Annotated in this window: 16 protein-coding genes; 9 read left to right on the top strand and 7 right to left on the bottom strand. The window is 73.4% G+C overall.

Translation table 11 applies throughout. The annotated features are described in order from the left end of the window. Window positions 1–29: 29 nt before the first annotated feature. From ABZ801_RS39705 to ABZ801_RS39735, 7 genes are all read left to right on the top strand, one after another. Entirely contained in the window at window positions 30–2153 is a 2124-nt protein-coding gene (locus ABZ801_RS39705; RefSeq protein WP_360708645.1) for a BTAD domain-containing putative transcriptional regulator, read from the top strand. Window positions 2154–2303: 150 nt separating this feature from the next. Continuing rightward, a complete protein-coding gene (locus ABZ801_RS39710) occupies window positions 2304–2705 on the top strand; it encodes a hypothetical protein (RefSeq protein WP_360708648.1) in 402 nt (133 codons plus the stop codon). Further along, entirely contained in the window at window positions 2705–2986 is a 282-nt protein-coding gene (locus tag ABZ801_RS39715) for a hypothetical protein (protein WP_344945593.1), read from the top strand. Before ABZ801_RS39710 ends, ABZ801_RS39715 begins: the two co-directional genes overlap by 1 nt. Further along, the gene (locus ABZ801_RS39720; RefSeq protein WP_360708651.1) at window positions 2983–4005 is read left to right on the top strand and encodes an MvdC/MvdD family ATP grasp protein; all 1023 of its coding nucleotides are present in this window, start codon (window positions 2983–2985) and stop codon (window positions 4003–4005) included. The genes ABZ801_RS39715 and ABZ801_RS39720 overlap by 4 nt, the downstream gene beginning before the upstream one ends. A gap of 4 nt (window positions 4006–4009) precedes the next feature. Beyond that, window positions 4010–4558: a MauE/DoxX family redox-associated membrane protein gene (locus ABZ801_RS39725; protein ID WP_360708654.1), complete on the top strand. Its 549-nt coding sequence runs from the start codon at window positions 4010–4012 to the stop codon at window positions 4556–4558. A gap of 25 nt (window positions 4559–4583) precedes the next feature. Next, window positions 4584–5138, top strand: coding sequence for a hypothetical protein (locus ABZ801_RS39730; protein WP_360708656.1), 555 nt, complete (start codon window positions 4584–4586; stop codon window positions 5136–5138). Next, entirely contained in the window at window positions 5135–6970 is a 1836-nt protein-coding gene (locus ABZ801_RS39735) for an ABC transporter ATP-binding protein (RefSeq protein WP_360708659.1), read from the top strand. The genes ABZ801_RS39730 and ABZ801_RS39735 overlap by 4 nt, the downstream gene beginning before the upstream one ends. A gap of 48 nt (window positions 6971–7018) precedes the next feature. On the opposite strand, the gene fusA is transcribed toward ABZ801_RS39735, so the two are convergent. The 4 genes from fusA to ABZ801_RS39755 form a co-directional block, all read right to left on the bottom strand. Then, the gene (gene fusA, locus ABZ801_RS39740) at window positions 7019–9115 is read right to left on the bottom strand and encodes an elongation factor G (RefSeq protein ID WP_360708662.1); all 2097 of its coding nucleotides are present in this window, start codon (window positions 9113–9115) and stop codon (window positions 7019–7021) included. A 167-nt stretch (window positions 9116–9282) separates the two neighbouring features. Further along, window positions 9283–10245 carry an ATP-dependent DNA ligase gene (locus ABZ801_RS39745; protein WP_360708665.1) on the bottom strand — a complete coding sequence of 321 codons (963 nt, stop codon included), beginning with the start codon at window positions 10243–10245 and terminating at the stop codon, window positions 9283–9285. Window positions 10246–10361: 116 nt separating this feature from the next. After that, a complete protein-coding gene (locus tag ABZ801_RS39750) occupies window positions 10362–10706 on the bottom strand; it encodes a hypothetical protein (protein WP_360708668.1) in 345 nt (114 codons plus the stop codon). Window positions 10707–10815: 109 nt separating this feature from the next. Beyond that, on the bottom strand, window positions 10816–11535 hold the full coding sequence (locus tag ABZ801_RS39755) for a WHG domain-containing protein (protein WP_360708671.1): 720 nt from the start codon (window positions 11533–11535) through the stop codon (window positions 10816–10818). Between the two features lie 50 nt (window positions 11536–11585). Between ABZ801_RS39755 and ABZ801_RS39760 the strand changes: the two genes are divergently transcribed. After that, window positions 11586–13055 (top strand): carotenoid oxygenase family protein, encoded by a 1470-nt coding sequence (locus tag ABZ801_RS39760; RefSeq protein WP_360708674.1) that lies wholly within the window; start codon window positions 11586–11588, stop codon window positions 13053–13055. A gap of 97 nt (window positions 13056–13152) precedes the next feature. Then, window positions 13153–14121, top strand: a complete 969-nt coding sequence (locus ABZ801_RS39765) for a TerC family protein (RefSeq protein WP_360708676.1) — start codon at window positions 13153–13155, stop codon at window positions 14119–14121. A gap of 56 nt (window positions 14122–14177) precedes the next feature. On the opposite strand, the gene ABZ801_RS39770 is transcribed toward ABZ801_RS39765, so the two are convergent. The 3 genes from ABZ801_RS39770 to ABZ801_RS39780 all read right to left on the bottom strand — a co-directional run bounded on the left by ABZ801_RS39770 (window position 14178) and on the right by ABZ801_RS39780 (window position 15705). Beyond that, window positions 14178–14309, bottom strand: coding sequence for a hypothetical protein (locus ABZ801_RS39770; protein ID WP_360708679.1), 132 nt, complete (start codon window positions 14307–14309; stop codon window positions 14178–14180). Window positions 14310–14339: 30 nt separating this feature from the next. Beyond that, window positions 14340–15080, bottom strand: a complete 741-nt coding sequence (locus ABZ801_RS39775) for a class I SAM-dependent methyltransferase (RefSeq protein ID WP_360708682.1) — start codon at window positions 15078–15080, stop codon at window positions 14340–14342. 130 nt (window positions 15081–15210) lie between these two features. Beyond that, window positions 15211–15705 carry a VanZ family protein gene (locus ABZ801_RS39780; protein ID WP_344945629.1) on the bottom strand — a complete coding sequence of 165 codons (495 nt, stop codon included), beginning with the start codon at window positions 15703–15705 and terminating at the stop codon, window positions 15211–15213. Window positions 15706–17437 lie beyond the last annotated feature (1732 nt).

A 17437-nucleotide genomic window follows, 5' to 3' on the forward strand; every position in this document is an offset into this window, starting at 1 on the left:
CGACCGGGGTCGGCGAGAGGCGCGCCGTAGTGGACATCCTCATCCTGGGCGACCTGATCGTCCGCAGCGAAGGCCGGCCCGTCCCGCTGCCGGGGCCGAGCGTGCGCGCGCTGCTCGGCGTGCTGGCGCTCACCCCGGGCGAGGTCGTCGGCGAGGAGCGGCTGCTGACGCTGGCGTGGGGCGCCGACAAGGGGACCCGGCGGGGGCTGCAGTGCGCCGCGCACCGGCTCCGGGGCTGGCTGCGCGACGTCGCGGGGACGGCCTGCGGCCTGGAGCACACCGGGTCCGGGTACCGGCTCACGGCCCCGGACGACGCCGTCGACGTCACCCGGTTCACCCTGCGGGCGCGGGAGAGCGAGACGGCGGCCGACCCGCGACGGCGCCTGTCGCTGCTGGCGGCCGCGCTCGGCGAGTGGCGCGGGCCCGTGCTGGGCGGCCGGTCCGAAGGGCTCGACGCCGACCCCGTCGTCTGGGCCGTCGAGCAGGCGCGGGTCGACTGCGCCGCTGCGCTCGCCGACCTGGCGTGCCGGCTGGGCCGCCAGGCCGAGGCCGTGCCGCTGGTGCGGGAGGTCGCCGCGGCCGCGCCCTACGACGAGCCGCTGCAGGCCGCGCTGGTCCGGTTGCTGGCGACGTCCGGACGGCCCGCCGAGGCCCTGCGCCAGGTCGAGCGGGTACGGCGGCGCCTGGCCGACGACCTGGGCATCGCCCCGTCCGCGGAGATCCGCAACGCCCACGCGGCCGCGCTGCGGGGCGACGGGCGCCTGCGGCCCGTGCCCCGGCAGCTCCCGCCGGACGTGCCGGACTTCACCGGCCGCGCGGCGGAGACCGCCGCGATCAGCGAGCCGATGCTGACGGCCGCCGACCGCCACGGCCCCCTCGTCTTCGTGATCAGCGGGCTGCCCGGAATCGGCAAGACCGCGCTCGCCGTGCACGTCGCGCACCGCACGGCCGCGCTGTTCCCGGGCGGGCAGCTGTACGCCGAGCTGCGCGGCCCGGACGGCCGCCCGGCCGACCCGCGCGACGTCCTCGGCCGCTTCCTGCGCGTCCTCGGGGCCGCCGACGCCGCCGTCCCCGCCGCGCTCGACGACCGCGCCGCGCTCTACCGGTCGCTGACGGCCGACCGGGGCCTCCAGGTGATCCTCGACGACGCCGTGGACGAGGCCCAGGTGCGTCCGCTGATCCCCGGGTCGTCCGGCTGCGCCGTGCTGGTCACCGGCCGCACGTTCCTCGGCGGCCTCGCCGGGGCCCGGCAGATCCGGCTGCAGGGCCTGGACGGGCCGGACGCGGTCCGGCTGCTCGGCCGGGTCAGCGGCCGCGACGGCATGGCCGACGACCCGGCGGCGGCGCGGATCGTCCGGTTCTGCGACCGTCTCCCGCTGGCCGTGCGCGTCGCCGGGGTGCGCCTGGCGGCCCGGCCCGCGCTGAGCCCCGGACGGCTGGCCGCCGGCCTGCGCGACGAGGACGGCAGGCTGGACGGGCTGGAGGTGCACGGGCTGGCCGTCCGCCCCGGCCTGGACGCCGCGTACTGCGCCCTGGACGCGGGGCCGCGCCGCACGTTCCGGCTGCTCGGCCTGCCGCGCACGCGCGACTTCGCCGCGTGGACGGCCGCCGCCCTGCTCGACGTCCCGGTGGACACGGCGACCGCGCACCTGGAGGCGCTCGCCGACGCGGGGCTGCTCGACCCGCTCGGGGACGACGCCGCCGGGCAGCTCCGCTACGGCCGGTGCGACCTGCTGCGGCTCTACGCCGCCGAACGCGCCCGCGCCACCGAGCCGCGGGCGGCGCGGGACGCGGCCGTGCGGCGGGTGCTCGGCGGATGGCTCTACCTGCTCGACGAGGTCGGAGCCTGGTTGTTCGGCACGTCGTCGCGGTACGCGGGACCGGCGCGCGCGTTCGGCTACCGCGTCCCGCTGCCGGAGTGCCCCGAGGCCTGGTACGACGCCGAGTCCGGCGCGGTGCGCGCGGCCCTGGGGCAGGCGTGGGAGCACGGCCACGACGACCTGACGGTGGCGCTGGCCGGCGCCGCCCTGCCGTTCCTCGCCCGGCTCGGCCGCGACGACGAGCGCCGCCGCGTCCTGCGGGTGGGCCTGGCCGCCGCCGACCGCGGCGGCGACCGGACGGGCCGCCTCGCCCTCCTCGGCATCCCCGCCTGACCGGTCGATCTCCCGACCGCGCCGCCTCACCTGTCACCGCCTCACCCGTCGCGGCCCCGCCCTCGCACGCGTGACCTGGGGTTCCGCGCGCCGGGAGGCTGAGAGCGAACTGAGAGCGGAGCGAAAGCGCCGATCGGCGATGCTGCAGCAGTGATCGAATCCGCCGGTCCGACGGCCTCCAGACCCACCGACCCGCCGGCGTTCCTGCGCTTCGATCCACCGGAACTGCGGGACGGTTCGCTCATCGTACGTGGTGTCCCCGCGCGGCTTCGCGAGGGGCGACGGCTGGCCCCCGGCGCGCCCCTCGGCTACCTGTACCAGCAGGTCGACGAGGACGAGCCGGAGCACGACCTGGCGTTCACCGCCGGGCACTACGACGAGGACGAGCTGGTCTGGCGGTTCTCCGGAGAGGTGACCGGGATCGCCGGGATCACCGAGCCCTTCGCCGGGCCGCCGCCCGGCGAAGGCTCCGCGGGCTCCGGCGGCCCGCCGTCGCCTCCGTCGTCCCCGGAACGTCCGCCGGAGACCCCGGCGGAGAAGGGAAGTCAGTGATGTCCCACACCCTCACCCGAGAGCCGCTGCAGACGGCTCTGTCGTTCATCGACGGGCACCGCATCGAACCGCAGCCGCCGGCCGACCCGAGCCTGCAGCCGCTGGCCTACCTGTACTCCCAGTGGGACGGCTACCCGGCCATGCCGGAGGAGGGCCACTACGACGAGGAGACCCAGACCTGGGTCTTCCCGCCCGGCACGATCACCGCCGGCGTCGCCACCAACACCAACACCAGCTGCTACATGGGCAGCGACAAGTGCAGGGACGACACCTGCGCATGATGTCGACGGCCCCCCGGGTCCTCATTCTGACCCAGGAGTTCGATCCCACGGTCGACCCGGTGATCCAGACCCTGTCGGCCCGGGGAGCCGAGGTCGTCCGCGTCGACCTCAGCTACTTCCCGCGCCGGCTGACGTTCACCACCTCCGACTTCGACGGCCGCCGCCGCGTCATGCGGCACGGCGACCGCGAGGTCGACCTGGACCGGCTGGCGTCGGTGTGGTACCGCCGCCCGACCGCGTTCGAGTTCGACCCGGACATGGGCGAACCGGAGAAGCTGTTCGCCCGCAAGGAGGCGATGCAGGCCGTCGGCGGCATCCTGCGCGCCACCGACTGCCTGTGGGTGAACCGGCCCGACATCGACGCGGTCGGCGAGCTCAAGCCGTACCAGCTGGAGCTGGCCAGGCGGGTGGGGCTGCGCACGCCGCGCACCCTGCTGACCAACGACCCGGCGGAGGTCGCCGCGCTGGTGGAACGCTCCGAGCGGCCGATCGTCTACAAGTCGCAGATCGGCGGGGTGATCCACTATCCGGGCGCGTTCCCCGGCGGGCTGCTCACCGCGGTGGTCGGCGACGAGATCCACGAGCACCTCGACCGGGTCGGCCACACGATGTGCATGTTCCAGGAGTACGTCGACAAGGCCTACGAGGTGCGGCTGACCGTGATCGGGAACAAGTACTTCCCGGTCGTGATCGACTCGCAGAACGACGACCGGACGACGGTGGACTGGCGGGGCGCCTCGGGCGAGGTCGGCTCGCTGCCCTACGGCGACTACCGCCCGCTGCCCGAGGACGTCGTCAAGAAGACCCAGGAACTGCTGACCGAGCTGCACGCGGTGTACGCCGCCGTGGACTTCATCGTCACGCCCGACGGGGAGCACATCTTCCTGGAGGTCAACCCGGCGGGCCAGTTCATGTGGATGCAGCACGACCTGGGCCTCAACCTCGGCGACCACATGGCCGAGCTGCTGATGCGCGGCGGGCCGTTCACGCGGGGAGAGGTGACACAGATCGGCTACTAGCGACGTGCCGTCCTACCTGGCGGCAGGTGCGCAGGCGGTCGTCGCGGTGACGTTCGCGTTCTCGGCGGCCGCCAAGCTCACCGGCCGGGCCGCCTACGCGGACTTCCGCCGCTGGCTGTCGACCGGCGCCGGGGTCCCGTCGCGTGCGGCGGGACCCCTGGCGGCGGTGACGGTGGCCGCCGAGGCGGCGACGGCGGCGGCCGCGCCGTTCCCGGCGTTCGCCGTCGCGGCGCTGGCGGCGGCGACGCTGCTGATGGCGGTGTTCACCGTCGCCGTCGCCCGGATGGTCCGGGGCCGGGTCCAGGTGCCGTGCCGCTGCTTCGGCGTGGGACGGCGTCCGCCCGGCGCCGTCCACGTGGTGCGCAACGCGATCCTGCTGCTGGTCGCGGCGGCGGGCGCCGTCCTGGCCGCGACCGCGGCCGGGCCGCCGCCGCCGGGGCAGACCCTCGCCCTCACCGTGATCGCCGGCGCGGCGGTCGCGCTGCTGCTGATCGACCTGGAGGAACTGGTGTTCCTCGTCCGGCCCGTCCGGCCCGGGTCCCCTTCCCGCTAGTTCCGCGTTCCCGTGAGGAGGCCGCATGTCGTACGCGACGGCCGCGGTGACGACCGTCGGCGCGCTGTGCCTGGTCAACATGGTGCTGCTGCTGGCCGTCATCCGCCGCCTCGGCGAGCACACCCGCCTGCTGGCCGACGGACGTCCCCGCGGACCGGCGGCCGAGCCGGCGCCGCTGGACGTCGCGCCCGGCACCCGCGTCGGCGAGTTCGAGGTGACCGACGCCGACGGCGGGCAGGTGACGCGGGACGGCCTGAGCGGCACGACGCTCGTCGGTTTCCTGGCGCCCGGCTGCCCGCTGTGCGAGGACAGCGTGCCGGAGTTCCTCGCCCGCGCGCAGGCGGCGCCCGGCGGCCGCGACCAGGTCCTGGCCGTGGTGCTGGGCGCCTCCGCCGGGGTCGGTGAGCTGTGCGAGCGGCTCGCGCCGGTGGCGCGCGTGCTCACCGAGCGCGAGGAGGGAGGCCCGCTGGTGCGCGCCTTCGGGGTGGGCGCGCTGCCCGCGTACGGCGTGCTGCGCGACGACGTGATGGTCGCCAGCTACGCGCTCCCCGAACGCATCCCCGACCTGGCGTCCGCGTGACCCGCGACCGGGCGGCCCCGCGCCACCTGGCGTCGGCGGTGGAGCTGGCCTGGGCGTCGGGCCGCGCCCGGCTGCTGCTGCGCGTCGCGCTCGCCGTCGTGGCCAGCGCCCTGCCGGTGCTGGTCGCCTGGCTGACCAAGCTGGTGCTCGACCGGCTCGCCGTCCCCGGCGCGCCGCTGCTGGTCCCGGTCCTGGCGCTGGGCGCGGCCGGGGTGACCGCCGCCCTGGTGCCCCAGCTGCTGCGGTACGTCGAGGGCGAACTGGGACGGGCCATCGACCTGACGGCGCGCGGCCGTCTCTACAAGGCCGTCGCCGCCATGCCCGGCCTGCGCCGTTTCGAGGATCCGCGCTTCCATGACCGGTTGTCGCTGGCCGCCGACACGGGCCCGACCGGGCCGTCCGAGGTCGTCGACGGCGGGCTCGACGGCGTCCAGGGCCTGCTGATGGTCACCGGGTTCCTCGTCACCCTCGCCGTGCTGAGCCCGTGGATGCTGGTGCTCGTCGCGGTGACGGGCGCCGTCGCGTTGCACGGGCAGATCCGGCTGAGCCGCTTCCGCGCGCGCATGCTGGCCGACCTCGGCCACGCCACCCGCCGCGAGTTGTTCTACTCGCAGCTGCTCACCAGCCTCGGCGCCGCCAAGGAGGTGCGCCTGTACGGGCTCGGCACCCTGTTCGGCGGCCGCATGCTCGCCGAGCTGCGCTGGATCAACGCCGCCCGGCGCCGCATGGGCCGCCGCGAGCTGTTCGTCCAGGGCGCGCACGGGCTGCTGTGCGCCCTGGTGGCCGCCGGCGGGCTGGTGTGGGCGGTGCACGCGGCCCGCGCCGGGCGGCTCACCATCGGCGACGTGTCGGTGTTCGTCGCCGCCGTCGCGGGCGTCCAGGACGGCCTGACCATCGTGACCAGCAGCGCGGGCCGCATGCACGAGGCCATGCTGCTGTTCGGCCACTACCGGCACGTCGTCGACGCCGGGCCCGACCTGCCGCCGCCGCCCCGCCCCCGCGGCGTCCCCCCGCTGCGCGAGGGCATCGAGCTGCGCGACGTCTGGTTCCGTTACGGCGACGACCTGCCGTGGGTGCTGCGCGGCGTCACCCTGACCATCCCCGCCGGGGAGGCCACCGCGCTCGTCGGCCCCAACGGCGGCGGCAAGAGCACCCTGGTCAAACTGCTGTGCCGCCTGTACGACCCCACCCGCGGCACCGTCCTGTGGGACGGCGTGGACCTGCGCGACCTGCCCGTCGAGGAACTGCGCCGCCGCATCGGCACCGTCTTCCAGGACTTCATGGCCTACGAGCTGAGCGCCGCCGACAACATCGGCGTCGGCGACCTGGCCGCGCTGGACGACCGCGCACGCATCGAGGCCGCCGCCCGCCGCGCCGGATGCCACGACACCCTGGCCGCGCTGCCGCGCGGCTACGACACGATGCTGTCGCGGACGTTCGAGTCGCCGCTGTGGGAGGACCCGGCCACCGGCGTGCTGCTGTCGGGCGGCCAGTGGCAGCGCGTGGCGATCGCCCGCGCCCTGCTGCGCGACGACACCGACCTGCTGGTCCTGGACGAGCCCAGCTCCGGCCTGGACGCCGAGGCCGAGCACGAGGTGCACCGCGGCCTGCGCGACCACCGCACCGGCCGCACCAGCCTGCTGATCTCGCACCGGCTCAGCACCGTCCGCGACGCGTCCACGATCGTGGTGCTGGAGGACGGCACGGTCACCGAGCGGGGCACCCACGAAGAGCTGCTCGACAGGGACGGCACCTACGCCCGCCTGTTCACCCTCCAGGCCAGCGGCTACCAGGACGCCGCCGACGACGCGTCCCCCCTTCCGGCGACCTGACCGGCCGCGCGGACGTGCCGGGAGACACGTCCGCGCGGCCTCAGGCGGTCAGGTACCGGAGATGACCTTCTCGGTGACGGCGCGGGGCGCTTCGGCGTAGGCGGCGAACCGCATGGTGTAGCCGGCGCGGCCCGACGTCATGCCGCGCAGGGCGCCGACGTAACCGAACATCTCGGCCAGCGGGACGCGGGCCTCGATGACGCGGGCGCCCGAACGTTCGGTCATGCCGGACACGTGGCCGCGGCGCGCGTTGAGGTCGCCGATGACCGCGCCCACGTGCTCCTCGGGCACGGTGACCTCGACGGCCATCACCGGTTCGAGCAGGACGGGGTCGGCGCGCCGGACCGCCTTGGTGAACGCCCGCGAACCGGCGATCTTGAAGGCGAGCTCGGAGGAGTCGACCTCATGGTGCTCGCCGTCGAGCAGGACGACGCGCACGCCCGTCATCTCGTATCCGGCCAGCACGCCGAACCGCATCGCCTCCTGGCAGCCCGCGTCCACGGCCGGGACGAACTCCTTGGGCACGCGGCCGCCGGTGACCCGGTTGACGAACTCGTACGCGGCGTCGCCGCCCTCGATCGGCTCCACCGCGATCCGCACCCTGGCGAACTGGCCCTTGCCTCCCTTCTGCTTGCGATGGGTGTGGTCGACGCCGTCCACGGCCGCGCGGATCGTCTCGCGGTACGCCACGCGCGGCCTGCCCACGTCGGCGACGACGCCGTACTCGTCCCGCATGCGATCGACGAGCACCTCCAGGTGCAGTTCGCCCATGCCGCCGAGGACCGTCTGCCCGGTCTCGGCGTCGGCGCGCACGTGGAAGGACGGGTCCTCCTCGGCGAGCCGCTGGATCGCGGCGGCGAGCCGGTCCTGGTCGGCGCGCGAGCGCGGCTCGACCGCGACCTCGATGACCGGGGCGGGGAAGTCCATCGACTCCAGGACCACCGGGGCGGCGGGGTCGCACAGCGTCTCGCCCGTCGTGGTCTGCCTGAGGCCCATGACCGCGACGATGTCGCCGGCGCCCGCCGACTCGATCTCCTCGCGCCGGTTGGCGTGCACGCGGTAGATCTTGCCGATGCGCTCGCGCCGCCCCCGGACCGGGTTCAGCACGGCCGCGCCTGCCCGCAGCCGTCCCGAGTAGACGCGGACGAAGACGAGCCGGCCCAGATGCGGGTCCGACATGATCTTGAACGCGAGGGCGGCCAGGGGCTCGTCGTCGGACGGACGGCGCCGCACCACCGCTCCGTCGGCGAACCCCTCGACCGGCGGGGCGTCCAGCGGGGACGGCAGGTAGCGCACGACCGCGTCCAGCAAGGGCTGCACCCCCTTGTTCCTGAACGCCGAGCCGCACAGCACCGGTGTGAAGGTGTGCGCGCCGTCCGTCGCGACGGTGAGCCGGCGGATGGCCGCGTGCAGGTCCTCCTCGGACGGCCCGGTGCCGTCCAGCACCAGCTCCAGCATCCGTTCGTCGTGTTCGGCGAGCGTCTCGACGAGCCTGCCGCGCCATTCGCGGGCGGTGCCGGCGAGGTGCGCCGGGACGTCGGTCACGTCGAACGTCGTGCCGTCGTCGTCCGACCACAGCAGCGCCCGCATGGCGACCAGGTCGACCACGCCCGTGAAGTCGGCCTCGGCGCCCACGGGCAGGTGCAGCACCAGCGGCACCGCGCCCAGACGGCTCTCGATCATCCGCACGCAGCGGTGGAAGTCGGCCCCGGCGCGGTCCATCTTGTTGACGAACGCGACCCGGGGCACCGAATACCGGTCCGCCTGGCGCCACACCGTCTCCGACTGCGGCTCGACCCCGGCGACGCCGTCGAACACCGCGACGGCGCCGTCCAGCACCCGCAGGCAGCGCTCCACCTCGACGGTGAAGTCGACGTGCCCGGGGGTGTCGATGATGGTGACGGCGTGGTCGGTGCCGTCGACCCGCCAGCGGCAGGTGGTCGCGGCGGAGGTGATCGTGATGCCGCGGTCGCGTTCCTGCGGGGTCCAGTCCATGACGGTGGTGCCGTCGTGGACCTCGCCGATCCGGTAGGAGACGCCGGTGTAGTACAGGATCCGCTCGGTCGTCGTGGTCTTGCCCGCGTCGATGTGGGCCATGATTCCGATGTTGCGGACGTGGGCCAGGTCCAGGAATGTGGCGACCATGGGGCCGGTCCTCCTTACGGTCGGTTGACGACGACCGCGTGCGGACGGGCGTGACCGGCGGACCGGACGGGCCCGCGATCACGAAAATCACGCGGTGAGCGCGACGGTAACCCGGCCGGTCACGGAAATGCCAAGGGTTTTTCCGCCGGCCCGTTGCGGGAAATGCGCTATTGGCCGGCGGCGCGGCGGGCGCGGGCGCGGCGTTTTCCTTCGTGCATGGCCTGCACGCGGGCCACCGGAATGGCGCGGCCCTCCTCGATCAGGTCGGCACCGAGCGATTGCGGCGCGGGCATCAGTTCCGTCCACGGATCTCGTTCGGCGACCAGAGGCGCGGCCGTGCGCAGGGTGAAATCGCCGGGGGCGACGTCGTCCAGATCGTGCCAGGGCACGGGGAACGACACCGGCGCGCCCGGACGGACCCGCGGGCTGTAGGCGGCCACCACCGTCGCCGTGCCGGCGCGGGTGGAGTCGACGAACACCTTGCCCGCCCGGTCCTCGCGGATGAACGCCGTCGTGGCGAGCGCGGGGTCGAGCCGTTCGGCGCGCGCGGCCAGGGCGCGGGTCGCGGCCGCGGCCTCCTCCATCGTCGCCCGCGCCACCGGCACGAACACGTGCACGCCCTTGGAACCGCTCGTCTTCACCGCCCCCGCCAGGCCGGAGTCGGCCAGCGCCTGCCGGACGAGATGAGCGGTGCGGACGGCCAGGCCGAACGACTCCCCGCCGCCGGACGGCGGGTCGATGTCGAGCACCAGATGCGTGGGCTCGTCCCAATGCCCGACGCGGACCAGCGGCAGGTGGTATTCGACGGCGCGCTGATTGGCGAACCACAGCAGCGTACGGCGGTCGTTGCACAGCGCGTACGTCACCTCGCGCCTGGACGACTCGGCCCACAACCGTGCTTTCGGCACCCACGGCGGGGTGTATTTCGGCAGGTTCTTCTGCATGAACGGTTCTTGGCCGCGCAGTACCCGGACGACCGACAACGGCCGGTCCGCCAGTTGCGCGACGAACCGTTCGCCGATGGCGTCCAGATAGTCGACCAGGTCCCGCTTGGTCGCGTCCGCGCCCTCGAACAGGGGTTGCTCGAGATTGGTGAGCGAAACCCCGTCGCGGACCTCACCGCCGCCCATGCCGACCACCTCCCGGGTGGGAAATACCTCGCGCGGCGATATTCATGCGCGGGTGTGCTTTCCGGCGGCGGCCGCCGTCCCACCGGTGGCCGCCGCCGGACGCGCCGAGCGGACGGTCAGCCGCCGGTGCGCGAGACGATCCAGTCGACGGTGCGCCGCGCCCCCGAGATGCGACGCTCCAGCTTGCTCCGGCGCGGCGGCGCCGGGGCGGAGCAGGTGATGCGAACACGAACCGGCCTCTTCGGGCCGCGCGCCGCCACGGCGCCGGTCGCCGCCGCGAGGCCGCCGTCGGGCGGGCCCGCCGCAGCGTGCGCCAGGTCGGCCAGCCGGGCGCCCGCCCCCGCGAGCTCCCGCAGGGCGTGCTGTTCGGTGTGCTGGTCGGAGGCGTTGAGCACGCACGCGTACAGCGCCTCGACCTCGGCCATCTGAGCGCCCAACCGCAGCAACGGCTGATCGCCCATTCCGTGGATCCCCGTCACACCTCCATGGTCGGTCATTCGCACGGTTTTGCGCACCCGGGTTTCGCAAGATCGCCCGCATGTCGCCGCGCCGTCGGGGGAGCCCGCCGGGTCAGGGCGCGGGCGCGTCGAGGGCGGCCCGCAGCGAGCGGACGGCGGCGTCGGGGGCGTCCCCCAGGCCGACGCCCAGGTTGACCAGCATCGAGGTGAGCACGGTCTCGGCTCCCCCGGTGAACTGACCGGCGAGTTCCAGCATGACGAACCCGTGCACCGCGCTCCACAACTGGGCCGAGACGTGTTCGGGGTCGTCGCGGCGCAGCCGTCCCGCGTCCATGGCGCGGGCGGCGGCCTCGACCAGCACGCCGAACGTCTCCGCGGCGAACGTCTCCGCGGCGAACGTCTCCACGCCGAACGTCCCGGCGCCGGACGCGGCGCGGCCCGCGACCGGCTCCTCGGCGGGCGGCGCCTGCCCGTCCAGCGGCACGCCGCCGAACATGACCGCGTACAGGTGCGGGTTGGCGCGGGCGTTGGCCCGGTACGCCAGTGCCAGGCGGCCGAGGTCGGCCACCGGGTCGGCGGTGCGGGGGACCGCCGCCATGTGCTCGGCCAGCCGCGCGAACCCCTCGACGATCACCGCGTGCACCAGTTCCGGCATGCCCCCGAAGTGGTGGTAGACGACCATCGTCGACGCGCCCACCTCCGAGGCGAGCCGGCGCGTGGTCAGCGCCCGGGGGCCCTCGTCGGCCAGCAGCCGCGCCGCCGCCTCCAGCAGCCGCACCCGGACCGGCCGGACGTCCCGGTCCGGCACCCCGTTGGTTGACACCTTTGTCATAACGACGTTATACCTCACATAACGCCGTTATGACGATCGGGAGGTGCCCGATGACCCCCAGCGCGACCGAGCGCGGCTACGCCCCCGTCCGCACCGAGCACACCGCCGTCGACCTGGCGGTGACCGGGACCGTCCCCGAGCACCTCCACGGGCGCTACGTGCGCATCGGCCCCAACCCGATGGGCGGCTTCGACCCGGAGGCCGACCATCTGTTCGCCGGCGACGGCATGGTGCACGGCGTGCGGCTGCGCGGCGGGCGCGCCGAGTGGTACCGCAACCGCTGGGTCCGCACCGCGGGCGTCTCCCGCGCCCTCGGCGAACGGCCCAGGCCCGGACGCGTCCACGCGGGCATGGACTTCGCCGTCAACACCAACGTCCTCGGCCACGCCGGCAGGACCCTCGCGCTGGTGGAGGGAGGCACCCGGCCCTACGAACTGACCGACGAACTGGAGACCGTCGGCGCCTGCGACTTCGACGGCACCCTGCCCGGCGGCTACACCGCCCACCCGCACCGCGACCCGGACACCGGCGAACTGCACGCCGTCTCCTACTTCTTCGGCTGGGGCAACCGGGTGCAGTACTCGGTGCTCACCGCGGCCGGGCGGATCCGCCGCATCGTGGACGTCGAGGTCGGCGGCAGCCCGATGATGCACGACTTCGCCCTCACCGACCGCCACGTGGTCCTGTTCGACCTGCCGGTCACGTTCGACCCGCGCCTGGCGACCCGCGGCATGCCGCGCTGGCTGGCGCGCCCCGGGCGCTCCCTGCTGTCGCGCGTGGTCGGTCGCACGCCCATCCCCGAGCCGGTCATCGCCCGCGCCGCGTGGCTGGGGTCGCGCTACTCCTCCGGCCTGGGCGTCCCGTACGCCTGGAACCCGGACTACCCGGCCCGCGTGGGGGTGCTGCCGCGCGACGGCGGGTCCGGCGGCGTCCGCTGGTTCGAGATCGCGCCGTGCTACGTGTTCCACCAGCTCAACGCCTACGAGGACGGTGACGTGATCGTCGTCGACGTCGTCCGGCACCCGAAGATGTTCGCCGGCGGGACGGTGCCGGGCGAGGGCGTCCCGGTCCTCGAACGCTGGCGCGTCGACCCCGCCTCGGGCAGGGTCACGCAGGACGTCGTGGACGACCGTCCGCAGGAGTTCCCGCGCGCGGACGAACGCCTGGTGGGGCGGCGCCACCGCTACGGCTACTCGGTCGGCGCCGACACCGGCGCCGGGCGCGAGCGGCTCCTCGACTTCGACCCGGACGTGCTGTTCAAGCACGACCTGGTCGCGGGCACGACCGCCGTGCACCGGTTCGGTCCCGGCCGCGCCGCCGGGGAGTTCGTCTTCGTGCCGGCGTCGGACGACGCGGACGAGGACGAAGGCGTGCTCATGGGATACGTCCACGACACCGCGACCGGCCGCAGCGACCTGGCCCTCGTCGACGCGCAGACCCTGGAGACCGTCGGGCTCGTCCACCTGCCCGTCCGCGTCCCGTCCGGCTTCCACGGCAACTGGTTCCCGGCCGCACCCTGACGCCCCGCGGAGTTTCCGGCGGCCGGTGACAACGCGGGACATTGTCACGACTCCTCGTGACTGGCAGGGTTTTGTCGCGTCGGCCTCAGGAGGAGCAGTGGACGTTACTTTCGGCGTGTGGGCGCTGACCGTCGTGGGCCTGTGCGTGCTCATCGCCGTGGACTTCCTCATCGGACGCAAGCCGCACGAGGTGTCCACCAAGGAGGCCGGCATCTGGTCGGCGGTATGGGTGGCGCTGGCCGTCGCCTTCGGGCTGGCCCTGCTGGCCTTCGGCGGCGGCGGACCGGCCGGGGAGTTCTTCGCGGGCTTCATCACCGAGAAGTCGCTGAGCGTGGACAACCTGTTCGTGTTCGTGCTGATCATGTCGAAGTTCGCGGTGCCCGCGCCGTACCAGCAGCGGGTGCTCATGGTCGGCGTGCTGATGGCGCTGGTGATGCGGGCGGGCTTCATCGCCGCGGGCGCGGCCGCCATCTCGGCCTTCTCCTGGGTGTTCTACATCTTCGGGGCGTTCCTGATCTGGACGGCGTGGAAGCTGGTCCAGGACGCCCGCTCCGGCGGCCACGACGAGGAGTACGAGGAGAACAAGCTGCTCAAGGCCGTCGAGCGCCGCTTCGGCGTCGCCGACCGCTACCACGGCACCAAGCTGTTCGTGCGGGAGAACGGCCGGCGCGTGATGACGCCGATGATGGTGGTGATGCTGGCGATCGGCTCCACCGACGTGCTGTTCGCCCTCGACTCCATCCCCGCCATCTACGGCCTGACCGAGGACCCGTACATCGTCTTCACCGCCAACGCGTTCGCCCTCATGGGGCTGCGCCAGCTCTACTTCCTCATCGGCGGGCTGCTCAAGCGGCTGGTCCACCTGACCTACGGGCTGTCGATCATCCTGGGGTTCATCGGGGTCAAGCTGGTGCTGCACGCGCTGCACGAGTCCGGCGTGCACGTCCCGGAGATCGGCATCGCGGTCTCGCTGGGCTTCATCGTCGTCGTGCTGGCCGTGACCACCGTCACCAGCCTGCTCGCCACCAGGCGGCAGACCGCCCGGCAGCAGGAGCCGAAGGCCTGACGCTGCCGGAACGCCGGGGCGGGCGGCGGGAGCACCGCCCCGGCGATGGCGGACGGTCAGACGCCGTCGTCGTCGGTGACGACGAGGCGGGCGAACCCGTCGCCGATGACCGCGTTCTCCGGCGCGGACGCCACGACCTGGTAGGACCGCGCCGCCGTCGCCGCCGTCGTGTCGCCCGCCAGCGGCACGTCGAAGGTCGCCGTCGTCGCCCCCGCCGGTCAGGCGGCGGGCTTCTCCCAGACGGAGACGTGCCGGCCGCTCTCGCTGGTGAACGGCGCGCGCGTCCAGTCCTCCCAGCGTTCGCGCAGGCGCATGCCCGCCAGCTCGGCCATCAGATCAAGCTCGGCGGGCCACACGTACCGGAACGGAATCGAGGTGAACTCGCAGCGGCCGTCGACGACCTCGACATAGTTCGAGCTCATCGACTGCGTGGCCACGTCGTAGACGTCATACGCCCACCCCGTCGGGCTCACCTGGAACGGCACGACGTTCTGCTCCGGCGGCAGTTTCCGCAGCTCCGGAACGCCGACCTCGATGACGAAACAACCGCCCGGCTCCAGATGCGCGGCGACGTTACGGAAACAGGCGACCTGCGCCGCCTGCGTCGTCAGGTTGTTGATGGTGTTGAAGACCAGGTAGGCGAGCGAGAACGTCCCGTCGACCCGCGTGGTGGCGAAGTCGCCGATCGTCACGCCGACCGCGTCGCCGCCGGGCTTGGCGCGCAGCCGCCGCACCATCGCCCGCGACAGGTCGACGCCGTGAACCGGGACGCCCCGCCGCGACAGCGGCAGCGCCATACGACCCGTCCCGACGCCCAGTTCCAACGCGCGGCCGTCCCCGGCCAGTCCGGCGAGGAAATCCACCGCCGGATCCAGCATTCGCGGCTCGAACATCACCGCCGACGTCTCGTCGTACCGCGCCGCGACCCGTTCACCGAAATACCCGTCCGGATCATCCACGCAGCGACCGTAACTCCGCGATGTTCCACCCCGCCAACCATTTCCATGAGCGCCCCGCGCGGCGCGGGCCGGCCGCCTCGACCGATCGACGGCCATGGCGCCCGGCCCGCGAGCACGACGTTCCGGCGGGCTAGGACCGTCCGCGCAGCAGCCGGGACGTCTTCCGCCCGATCAGCAGGTACGCCAGCACCACCCCGACCGTGTTGAGGATGACGTCGTCGACGTCGAAGGCGCGGCCGAGCACCACGGTGCCCTGCACCGTCTCGATCATCAGCGACACCACCGCGCCGACCAGCGCCAGCCGCACCGGCCCGCGCATCCGGGTGGACACGACGGGCAGCAGCACGCCCAGCGGGGCCAGCAGGATCAGGTTCCCGCCGACCTGCACCAGCGCCTCCTTGGCGGGCCGGTCGAGGTAGAACCGCAACGAACGGCCCGGGTCGGTGTTGCCGCCGGCCTGGCCGTGGTCGTCGATCGGGCTGAGCGTGAAGCGAAGCGCGAAGTAGAAGAAGGCGCCCAGCGCGGCGAGGGCGACGCCGACGGCGATGACGTGCAGCAGCACGACGTACCATCGCGTTCCGCTGTCTTCCTTGGGGGGATCCTCTGTCTCGGACGGCGCGGCCACCTCATGCTCCTCTTGACTTGTACGGGGCGTCGCGAGACATGCCCACCAAAGCCGCTGATATTCGTCCCCGGCGAAGATGGTCGCTTCCGGCTGTATATAAGGCCCTTTCTGGCTCTCGATGACGCCGCCCACCCGCCATTGCCGCCGCGACAGGCGAAGGAATGCGGCGGCGCCCGGGCGCCGCTCGTCCTCCGCGCCGGAGCCTCCCGCCCCGCGCCGGTAACGAGGGCGCCCAGCTCGAACGCCGTGCCACGCCGCCTCCAGCACCCACATTGATCAGTCGGCCGTCGACCGGCGCGCGTCCATGGCCCTGCCAGATATGAGGGCGGTGCCAGCAGGCTGTGACGGGCATGTGCCGTCCTGCGACGACTCGGCGGCACCACCACGCTGATCGGCTCGGCGGTAAAAAGTACGCGACCACGCCCCCGTCCGCCCGACGTCAACGCCGGCATTTGGGCCAGGCAAGCGCAAGCCCGGCCTGCGACGTGCGCCATTCCGTGCGCGTCACCCGGTGATCGCCTGGCTGAGACCCGTGCGCGTGTGCGCGTCTGGTTAAGGGTGGGTGGCGGTGGGTTGGTTCTGGTGTGGTCGGGCGCCCGATGTGGTGATCGGGTGGTTGGTGCCGGTGAGGGTGTGTGCTGCCGCTGGACGGGTGGTGGGCTCGTTGGGGTGTGGTCGGGCGGGCTTGTGATTGTGTGTCATTGCACGCACCCGACACGATGATCGGCCGGCTGAGGCGGTGGATGTCTCCGGTCCCATCAGATGCGGGGGCGGTGGCAGGTGGGGCGTCGGACGTGGCGTCCTGCGCAGGATTCGCCAGGCGTATTGATGATCAGGTAGCCCGGACGGGCGTGCTCCATGGGCCTGCTGGACACGAGATGGTGCCGGCCGCCTTCGGAGGCGTGGTCAGGCCCGTGCTTGCAGTTGGGTGCCATTCAGGCGCCCGCATAATTGATCGGCTCGCTGACCCTGGTGCGCGTCAGTGGCCCCCTCGGATGCGGTGTGGGGGCTGGCAGGTTGGTACGGGTGTGTCCAGGCGGGAGGCCGCCGTCGTACGCCATTCCGTCCGCCCGCCAAGTGATCGGGTTGGTGCGTGCCCAGGCGCTGACTGGATGCTGCGCTCTGCGCCAGGGGACTGGTGGGGGCGTGCCCAGGGCGGGGTGCCGTCTTGTGCCGGGATCATCGACTGTGTGCGGCGGAGGCGGTGTCGAACCTGCGGTGGAGGAGCGAGGCCTTGACGCCCGGCAGAGGCGTACCGCTTTCAGGGGGAGAGGGAAGGCATGGCGAGGGCCCGGGCGGTGTGATCACCGGCCGGGCCCTCGGCTTGGCTGCTCAGCTGCTATCGGCTGGCTAGCCAGGGTGTGACGGGACTACCACCAGCCCCAGCCACCGCCCCAGCCCCAGCCGCCCCAGCCCCAGCCGCCCCAGGGGCCCCAGCCCCAGCCCCAGCCGCCGGTCTGGCTGGCCGAGTGGGCAACGGTCGCGTGGCTGGCGGACTGAGCGCTGACAGTGGAGTGCTGCGGCGCCGCTGCGGTCGCGGTGCTCGCCATGGCCGCCGTCGGAGCGCCCACAGCCAGAGCACCGGCCGCCAGTCCGGCGACGGCGAATCGCTGAACCTTCTTCGTCATTTTCCTGTTCACCCCCGTCGCTGTGTGCAGTACACAGCTCTGACTGTTTGTTCCAGTTCCGACCATATTCGCCGGATGCGCCCGGTAGGTGGTTAAAAGTGCAA

The organism is Actinomadura sp. NPDC047616, assembly GCF_040642915.1.
Taxonomy (GTDB): domain Bacteria; phylum Actinomycetota; class Actinomycetes; order Streptosporangiales; family Streptosporangiaceae; genus Spirillospora; species Spirillospora miaoliensis.